The sequence below is a fragment of the Gluconobacter cerinus genome (genome assembly GCF_002723935.1).
GTDB lineage: Bacteria > Pseudomonadota > Alphaproteobacteria > Acetobacterales > Acetobacteraceae > Gluconobacter > Gluconobacter cerinus.
Genome location: NZ_BEWM01000001.1, coordinates 199079 through 213965 on the forward strand (window position 1 = coordinate 199079; position 14887 = coordinate 213965).

The 14887-nt window shown below is 56.3% G+C and carries 12 protein-coding genes; 4 read left to right on the forward strand and 8 right to left on the reverse strand.

What is annotated here, in order from left to right:
- Positions 1 to 25 precede the first annotated feature (25 nt).
- From GCE01_RS00915 to GCE01_RS00940, 6 genes are all read right to left on the reverse strand, one after another.
- The gene (locus tag GCE01_RS00915; RefSeq protein ID WP_099210320.1) at positions 26 to 712 is read right to left on the reverse strand and encodes an HAD family acid phosphatase; all 687 of its coding nucleotides are present in this window, start codon (positions 710 to 712) and stop codon (positions 26 to 28) included.
- On the reverse strand, positions 709 to 1851 hold the full coding sequence (locus GCE01_RS00920) for an MFS transporter (RefSeq protein WP_046899622.1): 1143 nt from the start codon (positions 1849 to 1851) through the stop codon (positions 709 to 711). The genes GCE01_RS00915 and GCE01_RS00920 overlap by 4 nt, the downstream gene beginning before the upstream one ends.
- Before the next feature lie 78 nt (positions 1852 to 1929).
- Positions 1930 to 2694, reverse strand: coding sequence for a CDP-diacylglycerol diphosphatase (locus GCE01_RS00925; protein WP_099210322.1), 765 nt, complete (start codon positions 2692 to 2694; stop codon positions 1930 to 1932).
- A gap of 8 nt (positions 2695 to 2702) precedes the next feature.
- A complete protein-coding gene (locus tag GCE01_RS00930) occupies positions 2703 to 4181 on the reverse strand; it encodes a Ppx/GppA family phosphatase (protein WP_099210324.1) in 1479 nt (492 codons plus the stop codon).
- Positions 4182 to 4187: 6 nt separating this feature from the next.
- Positions 4188 to 6380 carry an RNA degradosome polyphosphate kinase gene (locus GCE01_RS00935; protein ID WP_099210326.1) on the reverse strand — a complete coding sequence of 731 codons (2193 nt, stop codon included), beginning with the start codon at positions 6378 to 6380 and terminating at the stop codon, positions 4188 to 4190.
- Positions 6381 to 6563: 183 nt separating this feature from the next.
- Positions 6564 to 7289: a DnaA/Hda family protein gene (locus tag GCE01_RS00940; RefSeq protein ID WP_052750013.1), complete on the reverse strand. Its 726-nt coding sequence runs from the start codon at positions 7287 to 7289 to the stop codon at positions 6564 to 6566.
- Positions 7290 to 7390: 101 nt separating this feature from the next.
- On the opposite strand from GCE01_RS00940, the gene purM reads away from it, so the two are divergent.
- From purM to GCE01_RS00955, 3 genes are all read left to right on the forward strand, one after another.
- The gene (purM, locus tag GCE01_RS00945; RefSeq protein ID WP_099210328.1) at positions 7391 to 8452 is read left to right on the forward strand and encodes a phosphoribosylformylglycinamidine cyclo-ligase; all 1062 of its coding nucleotides are present in this window, start codon (positions 7391 to 7393) and stop codon (positions 8450 to 8452) included.
- The gene (purN, locus tag GCE01_RS00950; protein WP_099210330.1) at positions 8449 to 9030 is read left to right on the forward strand and encodes a phosphoribosylglycinamide formyltransferase; all 582 of its coding nucleotides are present in this window, start codon (positions 8449 to 8451) and stop codon (positions 9028 to 9030) included. The genes purM and purN overlap by 4 nt, the downstream gene beginning before the upstream one ends.
- A gap of 231 nt (positions 9031 to 9261) precedes the next feature.
- A complete protein-coding gene (locus tag GCE01_RS00955) occupies positions 9262 to 10674 on the forward strand; it encodes a DUF2142 domain-containing protein (RefSeq protein ID WP_167386097.1) in 1413 nt (470 codons plus the stop codon).
- Positions 10675 to 10746: 72 nt separating this feature from the next.
- On the opposite strand, the gene GCE01_RS00960 is transcribed toward GCE01_RS00955, so the two are convergent.
- Positions 10747 to 12150 (reverse strand): DUF2142 domain-containing protein, encoded by a 1404-nt coding sequence (locus GCE01_RS00960; protein ID WP_099210334.1) that lies wholly within the window; start codon positions 12148 to 12150, stop codon positions 10747 to 10749.
- A 157-nt stretch (positions 12151 to 12307) separates the two neighbouring features.
- Positions 12308 to 12730: a nucleoside-diphosphate kinase gene (gene ndk / locus GCE01_RS00965; RefSeq protein ID WP_046899630.1), complete on the reverse strand. Its 423-nt coding sequence runs from the start codon at positions 12728 to 12730 to the stop codon at positions 12308 to 12310.
- A 114-nt stretch (positions 12731 to 12844) separates the two neighbouring features.
- On the opposite strand from ndk, the gene GCE01_RS00970 reads away from it, so the two are divergent.
- Positions 12845 to 14761, forward strand: coding sequence for an ABC-F family ATP-binding cassette domain-containing protein (locus GCE01_RS00970; RefSeq protein WP_099210336.1), 1917 nt, complete (start codon positions 12845 to 12847; stop codon positions 14759 to 14761).
- The last annotated feature ends 126 nt before the right edge of the window (positions 14762 to 14887 follow it).

The following is a 14887-nucleotide window of genomic DNA, read 5'->3' on the forward strand; positions in this document are numbered from 1 at the left end:
TTTTTATACCGAAAACAGATATGTCTCAGGGAACGCGATAAAACGGGTTGGGAAGAAGGAAGCCCTTCTCTGCATGTCCGTCCGCAAGATCAGAAGGCTGATCTCCCAGGCTTGCAATGATCGTATAACCCTTGGCCTCGATGGCAGCGCGTGCCGGTGCCTTATAGTGCGCCGCATATCCATGAGATGTCATTGGACGTAGATCCAGCCCGTCCCAATGCTTGATTCCAGCCAAATGAAGATTGCGTGCTGTCGCTTCACGCTCATCTTCATGACGGCCTGTGATGAAGAACACAGCGACATGATTCCGTTCGGCTTCATCAATCAGAGCCAGCGTGGAAGCGAACGCCGGAGCACGGCCGCTCTTTTCCCAGGCAATCGCCCCGCAAGGACCTTTCGGCAGCGCATCACAGGGACCATTGGCAATATAACCAAAGTTGTCCGCACGGATCTCGTCCCAATTGGAGAGTGTCGTCTCATCAATATCGAGAACAATAGCCGGCTTGCGAACCTGAGGCGCCCGCTCGGACACCCAGTGACGAGCCTGTGCGATCACCGTGTCAAAATCGTGCTGGTAATCACCACTATCGTGATACGCGCTGGCAGCCATGACAGCGTCACCAACGTTGGCAGGCTGCTCGGCGTAGGCCGCAAGTGGCGTGAGAGCCGCACTAAAAAAAAGCCCGGTGGCGAGCAGAAAGGAACGGGTCATGGCGGGGCCACCTTTCGCGAAAAGAGAACAAGACCGACCCCGACGAGGGCCAGAGCCGTTCCGATAACGGAAACACCGGGATAACCCAACCCCATGGACAGAGCGACACCACCCAGAGCGGCCCCGATCGCATTGCCAAGATTGAAGGCGCCGATATTGACCGAGGATGCCAGGGCTGGTGCATCGTGAGCAGCCTGCATGACCCGCATCTGAAGAGCTGGCATCAAGGCAAATGTCGCCGCGCCCCAAACGAGTGTTGCGATCAATGCACCTGGAACGGTTTGAGCCACCCAGGGGAAGAGCAGCATGACGGCACCCAGAATGGGAAAGAACATCAGCAGACTGCCATCCAGAGAGCGATCCGCGCTGCGGCCACCAATCGCATTTCCGATGGAGAATCCAACGCCCGTCAGCATCAGAGCAACCGTAATGACCAGTGGGCTGGCATGCGTGATATGCTGAAGAATAGGCGTGATATACGTGTAGAGCACGAACATGGCCCCTGCCCCGATGGCCGTCGTGGTCAAAGCGAGAAGAACATTGGCCCTTAACAACGCCTTGAGTTCGCTGGCAACGTCTGGAACAGGACCGGCTTCACGGGCTGGAAGAGCCAGTTGCACGGCAATCATGGTCAGAACGCCCAGAATGGCCGTCACACCAAAGGCCATGTGCCAGCCGAAATTCATACCAAGCCAGGTGGCAGCCGGGACACCGATAATGTTGGCGACCGTCAGCCCCATGAACATTGTTGCCACGGCACTCGCCCGGCGTTCTGGTGCAACAACGGCAGACGCTTCAACAGCACCCAGCCCGAAGAACGCACCATGCGCCAGACTGGTCAGAACGCGTGAAGCGAACAGAAGCTCATAGCTTCCTGCCACGGCAGACAGGAGGTTCCCTGCAACGTAAAGCCCCATCAGGAGCGTCAGGGCGAATTTCCGACGAAGTCTTGCGAGAAGAAGAGTAATGAAAGGCGCGCCGACCATCACGCCCACAGCATAGGCCGTTACAAGTCCGCCCGCTTTCGGGACAGTAACCTGAAGGCCCTGTGCAATGACAGGCAGAAGACCCATCGGAGTGAATTCGGTGGTTCCGATGGCGAACGCGCCCACGGCCAGCGCCAATAAAGGCCAGTTCACGGGCAATCTCCGGGATTAACAAGTGTTCGAGGATGATCGAACCATGCCAGTCCCGGAGGCAGAGAACAAGATGGAGGGTTACATCATCCCGTTCATGTGCATACCCGGCTCCATGCCGTCCATATGCATGCTCTTGTGTTTTGGATCATCAATCTTGCACTTGTGATCCTGAACTTCCTCACCAGATGCACGGTCCAGAGCATGAGCGACATCGTCGAGAATGACGAAGCCACCATGATGGCCCGGTGTCACCACGATCGTATGATCGCCCATGTTCTCCGCACCGATCAGCCGGAAAGGCGACTGATCAAGGGTCTGCACCAGCTTGGCACGATACGGATGACCGTAAAGGGAGACCGGGGTCCAGTCCTCACCAATCATGTTCTTGTCAATTTCCCCACGGACATAGGGCGTCAGACAGTCAATATGAATGTGAAGTTGATCCTGCGTCCGGCCATCACGGGAATTGATAGCCAGCGAAAGATGATCGTCTGAAACGGGAAAACCATATCCCTCAGACACCCGGTGACGTTCGGCCCAAGCTTCAGAGAAATAGTTTGGCGTGTCAGTCTGAAGCAACGAAGGATCTTCGATGCCTGGCACTTTCCGTGTCGGGATGAGCAGATACTGACCATGCCCGGCCAGATCTTTCAGAAGAGCATAACCATCCTGCGGATCATACACCGCACACGGATGATGCTGCGCGTCCTTCGCGCAACGGCTTCCGACAAGCTCCCACAACTTGTTACGGTCATGCCCGGGAACCTTGCCACAACCGACAAGGCCGGCACCAATCGTGAGGGCCGCACACAGTCCCAATGCAGCCTTAGTCCCGATCTTCATTCTCAAACTCATTCTTCCCTTACCTGAGCCTCAAGCTGCATGGCTGCGGCCAATCGTTCAAAGCGTCGACGGACTGCACTTCCTGCTGCACGGACACTCCGTGCACCGAGGATCAGCACAAGCTGAGGTTCTTCCACCAGTAGGCGGCATTCTTCCAGCAACACTTCCGTTCCCGCGCACAGCGTATAGGCCAGACGCAGCGCCAGACCCAGCTTCACAGCACGATCAATTTCAGAGCGGGACAGAAGGCGGCGCGATGGCTCAATCAATGGAGAGTCCATTGCCACTTCATAACGCACGGCCAGGGTCAGGCCGATAAATGCACGGGCCGTGTGTTCGAACCCCACGCCGTGACAATGCATCACACGCTGATAGGTCTGTTCAGCACGATATTCCGGATGATCGTATGATCCGATATCCGAGAGGGTACAGGTCAGTTGACGCAGACGCTTCTGAGACTGTGTCTCACCCCGGAAAATCGGTGTCGTCCAATCCACGAGCGCCTTGGAGAGCGTTACGCTTCGCGCCAAACGGTCCGCCATTTCCTCCGCCAGCGTCGTCATGGGGTCCTCCCCGGCGACAGAGGAGGCGACGTGTCGCATGTACCAGCCTTCCCGCAGGCCATCCACGCTGAAGACCACTTTGGACGGACGAACACGTTCCATCAGGCACTTGAGGACGACCGCTGCGAAGGGCGCATCACCCAATCGCTTCCGTGGGGCATTCGGCAATTTTTCAAGAGTGCGTTTTGAGGCACCGATGACCCAATCCGACATCTCGCGTGCTTCACCCTCGGAAAGCGTGAAGAGATGGACAAGATTCAGAGGATACTGCGTCCGTGCAATCTGAAGACGTGCCAGAGCCCGGAACGCTCCGCCGACCAGATACAATGGGCGGCCACTCATACCCGGAAGCCAGTTGACCTCCTGGAGCATTTCAGAGGCAATCCGCTCAGCTTCCAGCAGAACACCCTTCGCCCGATCCTGAAGACGAATGACGCCAAGCTTGGTTGTCAGGGCTTCGTAATACTGCCCGTCAGCAACGTGGATCAGCTCCAGTGAGCCGCCGCCGATATCCGCGACCAGACCATTGGCTTCCGGCAGCCCGCAGAGAACACCACGGGCCGCATAATCTGCTTCCTCAGTGCCTTCGAGCACACGAATGGCCACACCCGGCATTCTTGCCCGGATGGCAGAAACGAAGTCAGGCCCGTTGGAGGCATCACGCACAGCCGCGGTAGCCAGAACCTCGAAAGGTTCCGCTCCCATGGCCCGCGCGACGGTGTGGAACCGGCCCAACACGTCCATCGCCAATGTAACGCCTTCGTCGTTTAGGCGACCCGTTGCATCCAGACCGCGCCCCAGCTTGAGTGTCACTTTCTCATTGAAGATGGGGAGCGGATTGCGCGCTACGCCTTCGAAGACCACGAGCCGAACGGAGTTGGACCCGAGATCAACGATGGCGGAGCGCTGTGCAGATGATGACATGAGGTTTCAGTCTTCCAGAATCCGGTCAGGCCGTTCGCGCGGGCGATGGGCCTCCGGAAGAGCTTTTTCCCGTGCGGCCGACCCACGGCCAGACAGGGAGGGATTGTTCATGAAGTACTCGTGTGCGGAGAACGGGTGTGCACCAGGAGACACCCGATGCCAACGCCCGTCCTTGGAAAGCGTCCAGCTCTGAAGGTTGTCCTTGATATTCATGGTCATGATCTGGCCGAGAATCTGCGCGTGGACGGTTGGGTTGGTGATAGGCACCATTGCTTCTACCCGCCAATCCATGTTTCGCACCATCCAGTCCGCGGAAGAAATGAAAACTTTTGCCTTATGCGACGGCATCCGGTGACCATTTCCAAACGCAAAGACACGCGCATGCTCCAGAAAACGACCGACAATGGACTTGATGTCGATGTTATCAGACAGCCCCGGCACACCCGGGCGAAGGCAACAGATTCCACGAATGATCCCGACGATCTTCACACCGGCCTGCGACGCTTCGTAGAGCAGGTCAATCAGTTCAGCATCGACCAGACTGTTCATTTTCAGCCAGATCCGAGCGGGACGGCCTGCTTTCGCGTGAGCGATTTCATCACGGATGAGCTGTTCAAGGGTGGAACGGATCGTCATGGGAGAGAAGGCTAACGCGTCCATTTTTTCCGGCGTGGCATAGCCGGTCATGTAATTGAACAGCCGCGCAGAGTCTGACGCCAGTTTCGGATCACAGGTGAAGAACGACAGATCCGTGTAAATCCGGGCCGTAATGGGATGATAGTTCCCGGTCCCGAAGTGGGCGTAAGAACGCAGTGTCCCGTTTTCACGACGCACCACAAGGCTCAGTTTCGCGTGCGTTTTCAGATGCGCAAACCCAAAGACAACCTGCACGCCAGCTGCTTCCAGCGCACGCGAAAGACGAATATTGGCTTCCTCGTCGAAACGGGCACGCAGTTCAACCATGGCCGTGACGGATTTTCCGGCTTCCGCCGCCTCGATCAGAGCATGAACGATCGGACTATCGCGTGAGGTCCGATACAGCGTCTGCTTAATGGCCAGCACATTCGGATCACGCGCAGCCTGCCGCAGGAACTGCACAACCACATCGAAGCTCTCGAACGGGTGGTGGACGACAATGTCCTTTGCCCGGATGGCTGCGAAGCAGTCTCCATCATAATCCAGAATGCGTTCCGGGAAACGTGGGCTGTACGGTGGGAAAACCAGATCCGGGCGGTCATCCACAATCAACTGCTTGAGATCTACAACGCCCACAAAATTGGGCATGACCACGACATCTTCATCGCCAACACCCAGCTCTTCACCCATTTCGCGCCCGAGCGTTTCAGGGAGCTTGTGATCAAGAGCCAGATGAATACCGACGCCACGACGGCGCTGTTTGAGAGCCGTTTCATAAGAACGAACGAGATCTTCCGCCTCGTCCTCAAACTCAACGTCCGTATCACGGATAATCCGCAGAACACCGGCCGCACCAATCATAAGGCCGGGGAACAGGCGATCTGCAAACAGGCTGATCAGATCTTCAAGCAGGATGAAGCGGATTTCACCCGTAGCGTCCTTGCCTTCACCAACCCGGGACGGAAGGCGCAGGAAACGCGGCACCTGTGCGGGAAGCAGGATCAGCCCGTCCATGACGTGCTTGCCCGAGGCGGGGTCTTTGAGCCGCATCACCAGCGCCAGCCCCATGTTCGGAATAAACGGCAGCGGATGAGACGGATCAACCGCCAGCGGCGTCAGAACCGGGAAAACACGCTCATCAAACAGGGCTGAGAGCTGTGCAAGATCCGTAGCGTCCAGACTTTCGGTCGACAGGATCGAAATACCGGCCTCTTTCAGCTCACCTTCAAGCTGATGCCAGACGCGCTGCTGCTCCGCGAGAAGGAACCGGGCCTTCTGGCGCACAGCCGAAAGCTGCTGAACAGGCGTCGCTCCATCCGGGCTCCGCACAACCATGCCTTCACGGACCTGCCCTACCAGCCCCGCCACACGGACTGAGTAGAACTCGTCAAGGTTACTGGCGCTGATGGAGAGAAAACGGACACGCTCCAGAAGCGGATTGCGCGAACTTTCGGCTTCTTCAATGACGCGTTGATTAAAGTCGAGCCAGGAAAGCTCCCGGTTGATGAACCGCGCTGGGGATGTTGGCATGTCAGCATAGTCTTCAGCTGTCGGAACAACCATTCTGCGCCGCCGGGCCCGGGTTGCGGCTGGCGTCAGATTCCCCTCTCGCGGCTGGTTGCGCGAACGTCGACGGGGAGTTGGCTTATTATTTTCAGTCGTCACGATGGTCTCTTCCGGGAAGCTCGAACCAAAACCCGTTTAAGATCAAGGCTTGGGAGAAGTGTGTCAAACGTAGGTTTTATGTCATTCCTCTGACATATCAGGCATCAGAAGATCGGGAAGCATTTCTCGCGCAAGCGCCCGTGTAATTGCAGTTCCACGGGCAAGAGCCGCATCATCCAGTCGCTCAACCGCCGAAACCAGAGCATTTCCCGTGCGCGGCAGATGACGCCAAAGCCATTCCGTAACGGACTGCGAAACAACGAGCTGGCGATCCGCCAGAAGAGAAAGTAGCAACGTTGCCCGCAGATCGTCCTCCGGCTCTCCCGTGGCCGTCGTTGCGGTCGCACGGAGCCGGCTTCCCAGATCTGGGAGGGAGACATGGCTGCGTGACGGTGGAAGGCGCCCAACCATCAACACCCGGTCCCCCTGCGTCAGCGCGTCATTCAACAGGTGGAGCATGGTTGCCTCATCGCCCGGCGAATCGGCATTATCAATCGCAAGGTTTCCCCTTACGCGAATACGCCCTCCCGAAGAGGCGTGAGAAAACAGGCGCGCATCCAGAATGGTCGCATCGTGCTCCTGCGCCCAGACAGACAACAGATGGGTTTTTCCCGTGCCCGCTGGCCCCCAGAGCCACAATCGGCCATCAGGCCACACTTTGCGTGAAAGCCACGCGCGCGCAGGCGCATTTGAAGGGCTCGTGATGAAGCGTTCAGCTGTCATCGCGGTCGGACGACGCAGAGGAAAGGCCATCTGAGGTCCGGCATCGCTTATGGCGTGCCCTTCCTGTCCGTCCTGTTTTGTCATCCCTCATCCCTTTTCATGCCGTTACGCCTTCAATTCAAGCGTTCCGCCCGCGTGCAGGATGCTCTAGAACGGCGTCACGTCAACCAGCGGGAAGCTTCATCATGACCGATCAGCCCGACACCTCACAGGGCGCCAGCTATGCACAGGCTGGTGTAGACATTGCAGCAGGCGATGCCCTGGTCGATGCCATCAAGCCCGCAGCCAAAGCCACGAACCGCCCCGGCACAATGGGCGGACTGGGCGGCTTCGGTGCCCTGTTTGATCTGAAGGCTGCCGGTTTCACCGATCCGGTCCTTGTCAGTTGCACAGACGGCGTGGGCACGAAACTCATGGTCGCGATCGAAGCCGGCAAGCATGATGAGGTCGGTATTGATCTCGTGGCGATGTGCGTAAACGATCTGGTCGTTCAAGGCGCAACCCCTCTGTTCTTCCTAGACTATCTGGCGACCGGCAAGCTCTCCATTGAAGATGCCTCAACGGTCGTGAAGGGCATCGCCCATGCCTGTGCAGAATCCGGCTGTGCGTTGGTCGGTGGCGAAACTGCAGAAATGCCGGGCATGTATGCACCGGGGCATTATGATCTCGCCGGCTTCAGTGTCGGCGCGGCAGAACGCGGCGCTCTCCTTCCCGCGGGCATCCGCGAAGGCGACGCACTGATCGGGATGCCTTCCTCAGGCGTTCACTCGAATGGCTTTTCTCTGGTTCGGGAAGTTGTTCGCCGTTCAGGCCTCGGCTGGAATGATCCGGCTCCCTTCTCTGAAGGACACACACTCGCCGAAGCCCTGCTGACACCTACGAAGCTTTATGTTCGCAGCGTGCTGGATCTGCACGCCAAGGGCCTGCTCCATGGCTGCGCACATATTACCGGCGGCGGCCTGCCGGGCAATCTGCCGCGCGTCCTTCCGGAAGGTCTGGGTGTTCGCATTGACGGTTCGTCGTGGGTCGTCCCTTCCGTATTTCGCTGGATGGCAGAAACCGGAAATGTTTCAGCTGATGAAATGCTCCGTGTCTTCAACTGTGGCATTGGCATGGTTCTCGTCACTCCTGAGCCAGAGCGCGTTCTGGCTGAACTGGAAGCCCGCGGAGAAAGCGCTTTCCAGATCGGTGAAGTTGTCCGCTCCGACGAGGCTTATGCCCTGACCGCACCGGTCTCCTTCGCATGATGCAGAAGACGCCCATCGCTGTGCTTATCAGCGGGCGGGGCAGCAACATGCGTGCACTAATCGAGGCCTGTGAAAGGCCGGATTTTCCGGCTCGGATCGTACTCGTGCTCAGTAACAAGCCGGATGCGGCTGGTCTGGAGGTCGCCCGCGCGGCCGGTCTTCAGACGGCAGCCATTGACCACAAGGCGTTTGGGAAAGACCGTGAAGCTCACGAACGCAAGGTGGATGCCGCCATCCGCGCTTCCGGAGCCCAACTCGTCTGCCTTGCCGGATATATGCGTGTCCTGACGCCTTATCTCGTCAACGCCTGGGATGGCCGGATGCTCAACATCCACCCTAGTCTGTTGCCAGCATTTCCAGGACTGCACACGCATGAGGCTGCCATTGCTGTCGGCGCAACCGAACACGGTTGTACTGTCCACCTCGTAACTGCGGGGGTGGATGAAGGGCCTATTCTTGGGCAAGCGCGTGTGCCGGTTCTGAAGAGTGACACACCCGACGCACTTGCTGCACGCGTACTGGAACAGGAACACGCCCTGTATCCTTTGGTTCTTCAGAACTACATCAACAGACAGTAATCTGGCGGCGGGATGACCGGGAATTTCTCCTTTCATTCCGCTCCTCATTTTATCTGGGCACTGTGTAGTAAAGACACCTCTCAGTTAAATGCCCTGCCGATAATGACCGCAAAAACGCTCAGCACTTCCAAAACTCAGTTTTATAATTTGCGGATTGCCTTACTCTGAGTGGGTGCATATGAGCCCGGATGGCAGTCGGTCATGTGCCCCAACAAGGAAATAAGCACTGATATGAAGTCCGTTTCGTCATTTTTTGCGTTCTGCAAAACAAACCTGCGGCTTCTTGAACTCGCTTATCTTCTCGCAATTGCTGTTATCGGCGTTTTTCTTGTGTACCGCGTCACGCCTGTTAGCGGCGTAGATGAAGAATTCCATTTTTACCGCGCGCAACAGATCGCTCAGGGAAATCTTCTGGCACAGCGTTATTCGGGGCATATGTTCGGGGGTGGGCTCGACACCAGTATGCTGACCTGGGTGCGCTATTTCAATTCAAACCGGGACCAGCATAAGCCTTCTGACAGCAATGTCGCTGCGCAGATTGCAAAGGATCTGGAGAACGCCAAAAGAGACCGGGAAGTCGTTCATTTCCCTTCGACCGCTTCATATTCCCCACTGATGTATATTCCCTCAGCCACCGCCATGATGATCGCCAATGCCGGACATGGCGGCGTGGATACAAGATATTACGCTGGTCGTTTAGGGAATCTGTTTGGATACATCGGGATGCTTGCACTCGTCCTTGCGGTACTGCCCGTAGGGCGACTGGCTGTCCTTGCCCTGATGACCACGCCAACAAGCCTCCATCTGGCGACAACATATAGCGCCGATCCTGTCACCAATCTGGGATCAATGCTGTTCCTCGCCTGCTGCCTGCGGGCCCGGATGGCCCCTCCCGAAGACCGGAAAATCTGGATCCGGCTGATTATCGCTTTGGCCGCTCCATTGGGGCTTTTCAAATTAACCTGTAGCTTTCTGAGTCTTGGCTGTTTTCTTGTGCCGACGAATTCTTTCCCGACCCAGAGAAAATATGTCCAGTTCTGTATGACGGTCGTCGGACTGAGCCTTGTCTCCGCCGTTGTCTGGAACGGAATTTACCCATTCACGCCTGCGCATTACTGGAATACGGGAGGAGATCCTAAAGTCCAGATCCTGACCATGCTGGAGCACCCATGGTCTTTTGTTCGGGAAATCGCTGAAACTTACCGTGTTGGCTCGCACTGGTGGTGGGAGGACGCATGGGGACGTTTTGGCGGCGGCCCAGTGCCACTTTTCTTCAAGATTGGTGAAGGCACTGGGTATATAGCTATAGCTCTGATTGTTCTGCTGGCTCTCGCTGACAAACGGCCCATTGCTAGTCCACGATCCGGAGCAGTCCTGATTGCGCTTGGTGCGCTTTATTCGCTCTTAACTCTTCTGGCATTCTACGTTGGCTTCTCTCACCTTGGAGAGAACACTGTCAGCGGCCTTCAGGGACGTTATTTTTATATAAGCTGCGCTGCTATTCTAAGTGGAGTTCTGCTGTTCCTGCCGCGCCAGAACAAAACGTATCAAACGGTCTGTGCGGGCCTTTTAGGCGCCTATTTCGTTTGCGTTGCGCATGTCTGCATTGAAGCAACCGGCATTTATGCGCGTCTTTGGAATTAACGCATAGAAATCCAAGGGGGCGGCTACTTCTTTCGCGGAAACCGTCCCCTCACTCTTAAATGGTCACGGCAATTACCAATACCGCGCCAGTATCGTCTGAACGATAGCGCCAAATCCTACCCATAACCCCACCGTAAGAAGCCCGATTTCAACGGCCTTTGCTTTAGTAACGGACAGAAAATGGGGCGTTGATGCGAAAGGAAAGATCAGTACTGAGAAAATTGCAGCGGGGATATAATATCTTCCCTGAAGGCCACCAATATAACTGTCACCGACGGGGGTCCAGATAAGATAGAGAGAAAGGCTGACAGCGCTGACAGTCCCAATGGACACACAAAATATGAGCGCCTTTCTCAGTAGCTCGTCTCTTCCAATTTTTCTTGTCAGGTAAAGGCAAGAGAAAATACCTACGAGAATGAAAAACATGACTTCGAACTGGTAAAACCAGTCTGGAAGTCGTGCATCAAGCCATCCCAGAACACCGACAAACTGGCCCATTAAGGAATAAGCAGAGACCCTGAATGTGTGCAGAAGTACTGTGATTGTTTTGAACGGGTGAGAAAGAACGAAACGTAGCTGACGCGCCGCATCAACCCCATCTGCTGAACGAAAAGGGATCTTCGTTGAGTGAACACCCATAACCGACCATGCCAGAGCAGCAAATGCGGCAAACACACACGCACCCGCAGCCGAGCGCCAAGCCGCCCATGGAGCAATGATCAGCGGTAGAAACGCGATGAGAATATAAGGTGGCTTGGATGCAAGAATGCATCCCATCAGAAGCGCGAGTGTTGGCCAGAACCATCTGTTCTTGCAGAAATCATCATTTAATCGCGTCATAAGAGCCGTACAGACTGCACAGGCTGCGATCAAAGGCCCATCCTGAGAGCAAGATGCGAACAACGACAGCGACATAGGCATTGAGAGAAATGCTGCAATAATCAGTCGTCCCTGACGGACAATCGCAAGGGCGAACATTCCGGAAAGTACGCAAAAGACGGCGCTGGACATGCGCGCCAGATAAAAAGACTTTAAAATATCTTCATGAAGTCTTTTGCCGACTTCAATCCCCACCACTGATGGAAAATAAAAGATCGGAGAATAGATCACCGTGTTTGGAAAGCCTGCTTCCCGCTTCGGACTTTTCCAGCTTAACGGTGTGCTGCCGAAGATACGGTTCCAGTCTACTTTCCGTTCGTATCGACCTTTGAGATCATCATATCTGTAAGCGAATACAACGCTGTCTTCAGGAATGACACCACCGCTATCAGAGGCACTGAAACGATGGCCGATCAACTGTCCCTGAGAGATCTGTATGGCTCTCTGAAAATGATTTGGCTCATCTGCGACCTGTAATGGCGGGGTCGCGATCACCAGAAACATCAGGCAGGCAGAGACCAGAAGTCCCCAGACGATAGCCAGCGGATATTTGTAAAGGAAAGAAGTTGTAGCGTCGTTGCCCACAGATCGAACCATGCCTCTCTTCCATCATCATGCCGCAGAGTGGGCCTGGATGACAGCGGAACCGGGAACGTGTGAAGGCTGACCAGTCGGGGCGTTCAGATACCGTCCCAAATCATTGAAAATGGAGAGCCACAGAGCCTGCGGCTCTCCATTGGCAGAAACCCAGACCTTACGGCAGGATTTCTGTCTCAGCGAAGAAGAAAGCGATCTCGTTCTTCGCGTTCTCAAGGCTGTCAGAACCGTGCACGGAGTTTGCTTCGATGCTTTCAGCATAAAGCTTACGCACGGTGCCCTCAGCTGCATCAGCCGGGTTCGTTGCGCCCATGACTTCACGGTGCTTTGCAACAGCGTTCTCAGCCTGCAGAACCTGCACGACAACCGGCTCAGCGAGCATGGAGGACACGAGGCTGCCGTAGAACGGACGCTCCTTGTGAACTGCGTAGAAAGCGCCAGCCTGCTTCTCGGTCAGCTGGATGCGCTTCTGAGCAACGATGCGCAGACCGGCTTCCTCGAACACGGCATTGATCTTGCCGGTCAGGTTACGCTTCGTGGCGTCGGGCTTGATGATTGAAAGCGTGCGCTCGAGAGCCATCTTTCTTCTCCTGTTGGACAAAGGGGTAAATCCCGCCGTTCCACTAGAGCAAATTCGTAGTTCCTGATAGGTCTGTCGCGGTTTTTTCACTCTTCCCGACTGATCGAGGCGCCCGTGAGCCTGCTCACCATCACTGACCTGACTCTCCGCATCGTCGGCCGTACCCTGCTGGATGGCGCATCGCTGACAGTCGACCCCGGTCGGAAAATTGGCCTCATCGGAAAAAATGGGGCTGGAAAATCAACGCTTCTTGGCGCGATTGCAGGGGATATTGCCCCGGATGGGGGCACCATCACGCTTGCAAATCGGGCCACAATGGGCCGCGTGAAGCAGGAAACACCATCTGGTGACACCTCGCTGATCGACACGGTGCTGGAAGGCGACATCGAGCGCGCGGCTCTCCTTGCCGAAGCCGAGACTGCCACCGACCCTGCCCGTATCGCAGATGTACATGAGCGCCTGATTGCCATTGACGCCTACACGGCCCCCGCCCGTGCCGGCGCCATCCTGTCGGGGCTGGGCTTCGATCAAGACGCGCAGCTTCGCTCGGTCTCGGACTTCTCAGGTGGCTGGAGAATGCGTGTCTCGCTGGCGACGGCCCTCTTCCTCAGCCCCGATCTCCTTCTGCTGGATGAGCCCACCAACCATCTTGATATCGAAGCCACCCTCTGGCTCGAATCCTGGCTCGCAAAATTCCCTGGTGCGGCTCTGATCGTCAGTCATGACCGATCACTTCTCGACAATACAGTCGATGCCATTGCTCATCTGGATCATCAGAAACTTAGCCTGACGCCCGGCGGCTACGACAACTTCGTGCGCATCCGGACAGAACAGGCCCTTCAGCAAAATCGTATGGCTGAGCGCATTGCGACACAGCGTGCGCATATGCAGTCCTTCGTCGATCGCTTCCGCGCGAAAGCCACGAAAGCCAAACAGGCTCAGGCCCGCCTGAAAGCGCTTGAGCGCCTTCCGCAGATTGACAGCGTGGTGGAAGACACGCCGACGCGCTTTTCATTCCCGGAACCGCAGCCCCTTCCCCCACCGATGATCACCCTCGACAATGTCAGTCTAGGGTATGATGGACGGGTGGTTCTCAAAGGGCTGAACCAGCGGCTCGATATGGAAGACCGAATCGCGCTTCTAGGCCAGAACGGGCGCGGCAAGTCCACATTCGCCAAGCTACTGGCCGGACGTCTTGATCCCATGGCGGGATCTTACAATCACTCGCCAAAGCTCAAGATCGGCTATTTCGCGCAGCATCAGGCTGACGAACTTGTCCTGTCTGAAACACCGATCGATCACATGGCCCGCGCCATGCCTGATGCGACGCCGGTTGCCGTACGCTCACAGCTCGCGCGCTTCGGACTTGATGTTAATCGCGCTGAAACCCGTGTTTCAGAATTGTCCGGCGGGGAAAAAGCACGCCTTCTTCTCGCGCTCTCCACTCGTGACGCCCCGCATCTTCTCATCCTCGATGAGCCAACCAACCATCTTGATCTTGACGCACGCGATGCCCTGATCCGTGCCCTTTCCGAATTTGAGGGCGCGGTAATCCTCATCAGCCATGACAGCCATCTGGTGGAATCCGTGGCGGATCGGTTCTGGCTGGTTGAAGACGGGACCATTGCGCCGTTTGACGGCGACATGGCGGAATACAAGGCATGGCTGGTCGAACGTGCTCGCAAGGCCAGAGCGGAAAATACGGAGCGGAACAGAAACGCCAATCGTCCGGCCTCGCAGGAGGCGTCTCAGGCGACAGCTCCCCAGAAGAAAATTGACCGCAAGGAGCTCACACGAGCGCTGGCCCCGCTCCGCCGAAAAATTCGTGATGCTGAAGCGAAGCTGGCTCAGATCAATCGGGAAAAAGAGAAAATTGAGACCAAGCTTGCCGATCCGGAGCTCTATCAGTCAGGGAATCCCGGTGAAATCGCGTCGCTGAATGCTCATCTTTCTGCTCTGAATGCGACACAGGAGAAAACAGAAGAGCTCTGGCTCGAAGCACAGGCGGAACTTGAAGATGCTTCTGCCTAACCAAAGCCGAACTTAACTGTAGCGTGTGTACTCTCACGGCTGTAAGCACTCCGTGAGAGTATCGTTAGATTACCTCAGCCAATTGACCCGCCTTCCCGAAGTCCATAAGCCAACACCGGCCTACAG

Excerpts from the sequence above, each read along its gene's own strand:
- GCE01_RS00915 (WP_099210320.1), bottom strand. The coding sequence starts at position 712 with ATGACCCGTTCCTTTCTGCTCGCCACCGGGCTTTTTTTTAGTGCGGCT.
- GCE01_RS00925 (WP_099210322.1), bottom strand. The coding sequence starts at position 2,694 with ATGAAGATCGGGACTAAGGCTGCATTGGGACTGTGTGCGGCCCTCACG.
- GCE01_RS00930 (WP_099210324.1), bottom strand. The coding sequence starts at position 4,181 with ATGTCATCATCTGCACAGCGCTCCGCCATCGTTGATCTCGGGTCCAAC.
- GCE01_RS00935 (WP_099210326.1), bottom strand. The coding sequence starts at position 6,380 with ATGGTTGTTCCGACAGCTGAAGACTATGCTGACATGCCAACATCCCCA.
- GCE01_RS00940 (WP_052750013.1), bottom strand. The coding sequence starts at position 7,289 with ATGACAAAACAGGACGGACAGGAAGGGCACGCCATAAGCGATGCCGGA.
- purM (WP_099210328.1), top strand. The coding sequence starts at position 7,391 with ATGACCGATCAGCCCGACACCTCACAGGGCGCCAGCTATGCACAGGCT.
- purN (WP_099210330.1), top strand. The coding sequence starts at position 8,449 with ATGATGCAGAAGACGCCCATCGCTGTGCTTATCAGCGGGCGGGGCAGC.
- GCE01_RS00955 (WP_167386097.1), top strand. The coding sequence starts at position 9,262 with ATGAAGTCCGTTTCGTCATTTTTTGCGTTCTGCAAAACAAACCTGCGG.
- GCE01_RS00960 (WP_099210334.1), bottom strand. The coding sequence starts at position 12,150 with ATGGTTCGATCTGTGGGCAACGACGCTACAACTTCTTTCCTTTACAAA.
- ndk (WP_046899630.1), bottom strand. The coding sequence starts at position 12,730 with ATGGCTCTCGAGCGCACGCTTTCAATCATCAAGCCCGACGCCACGAAG.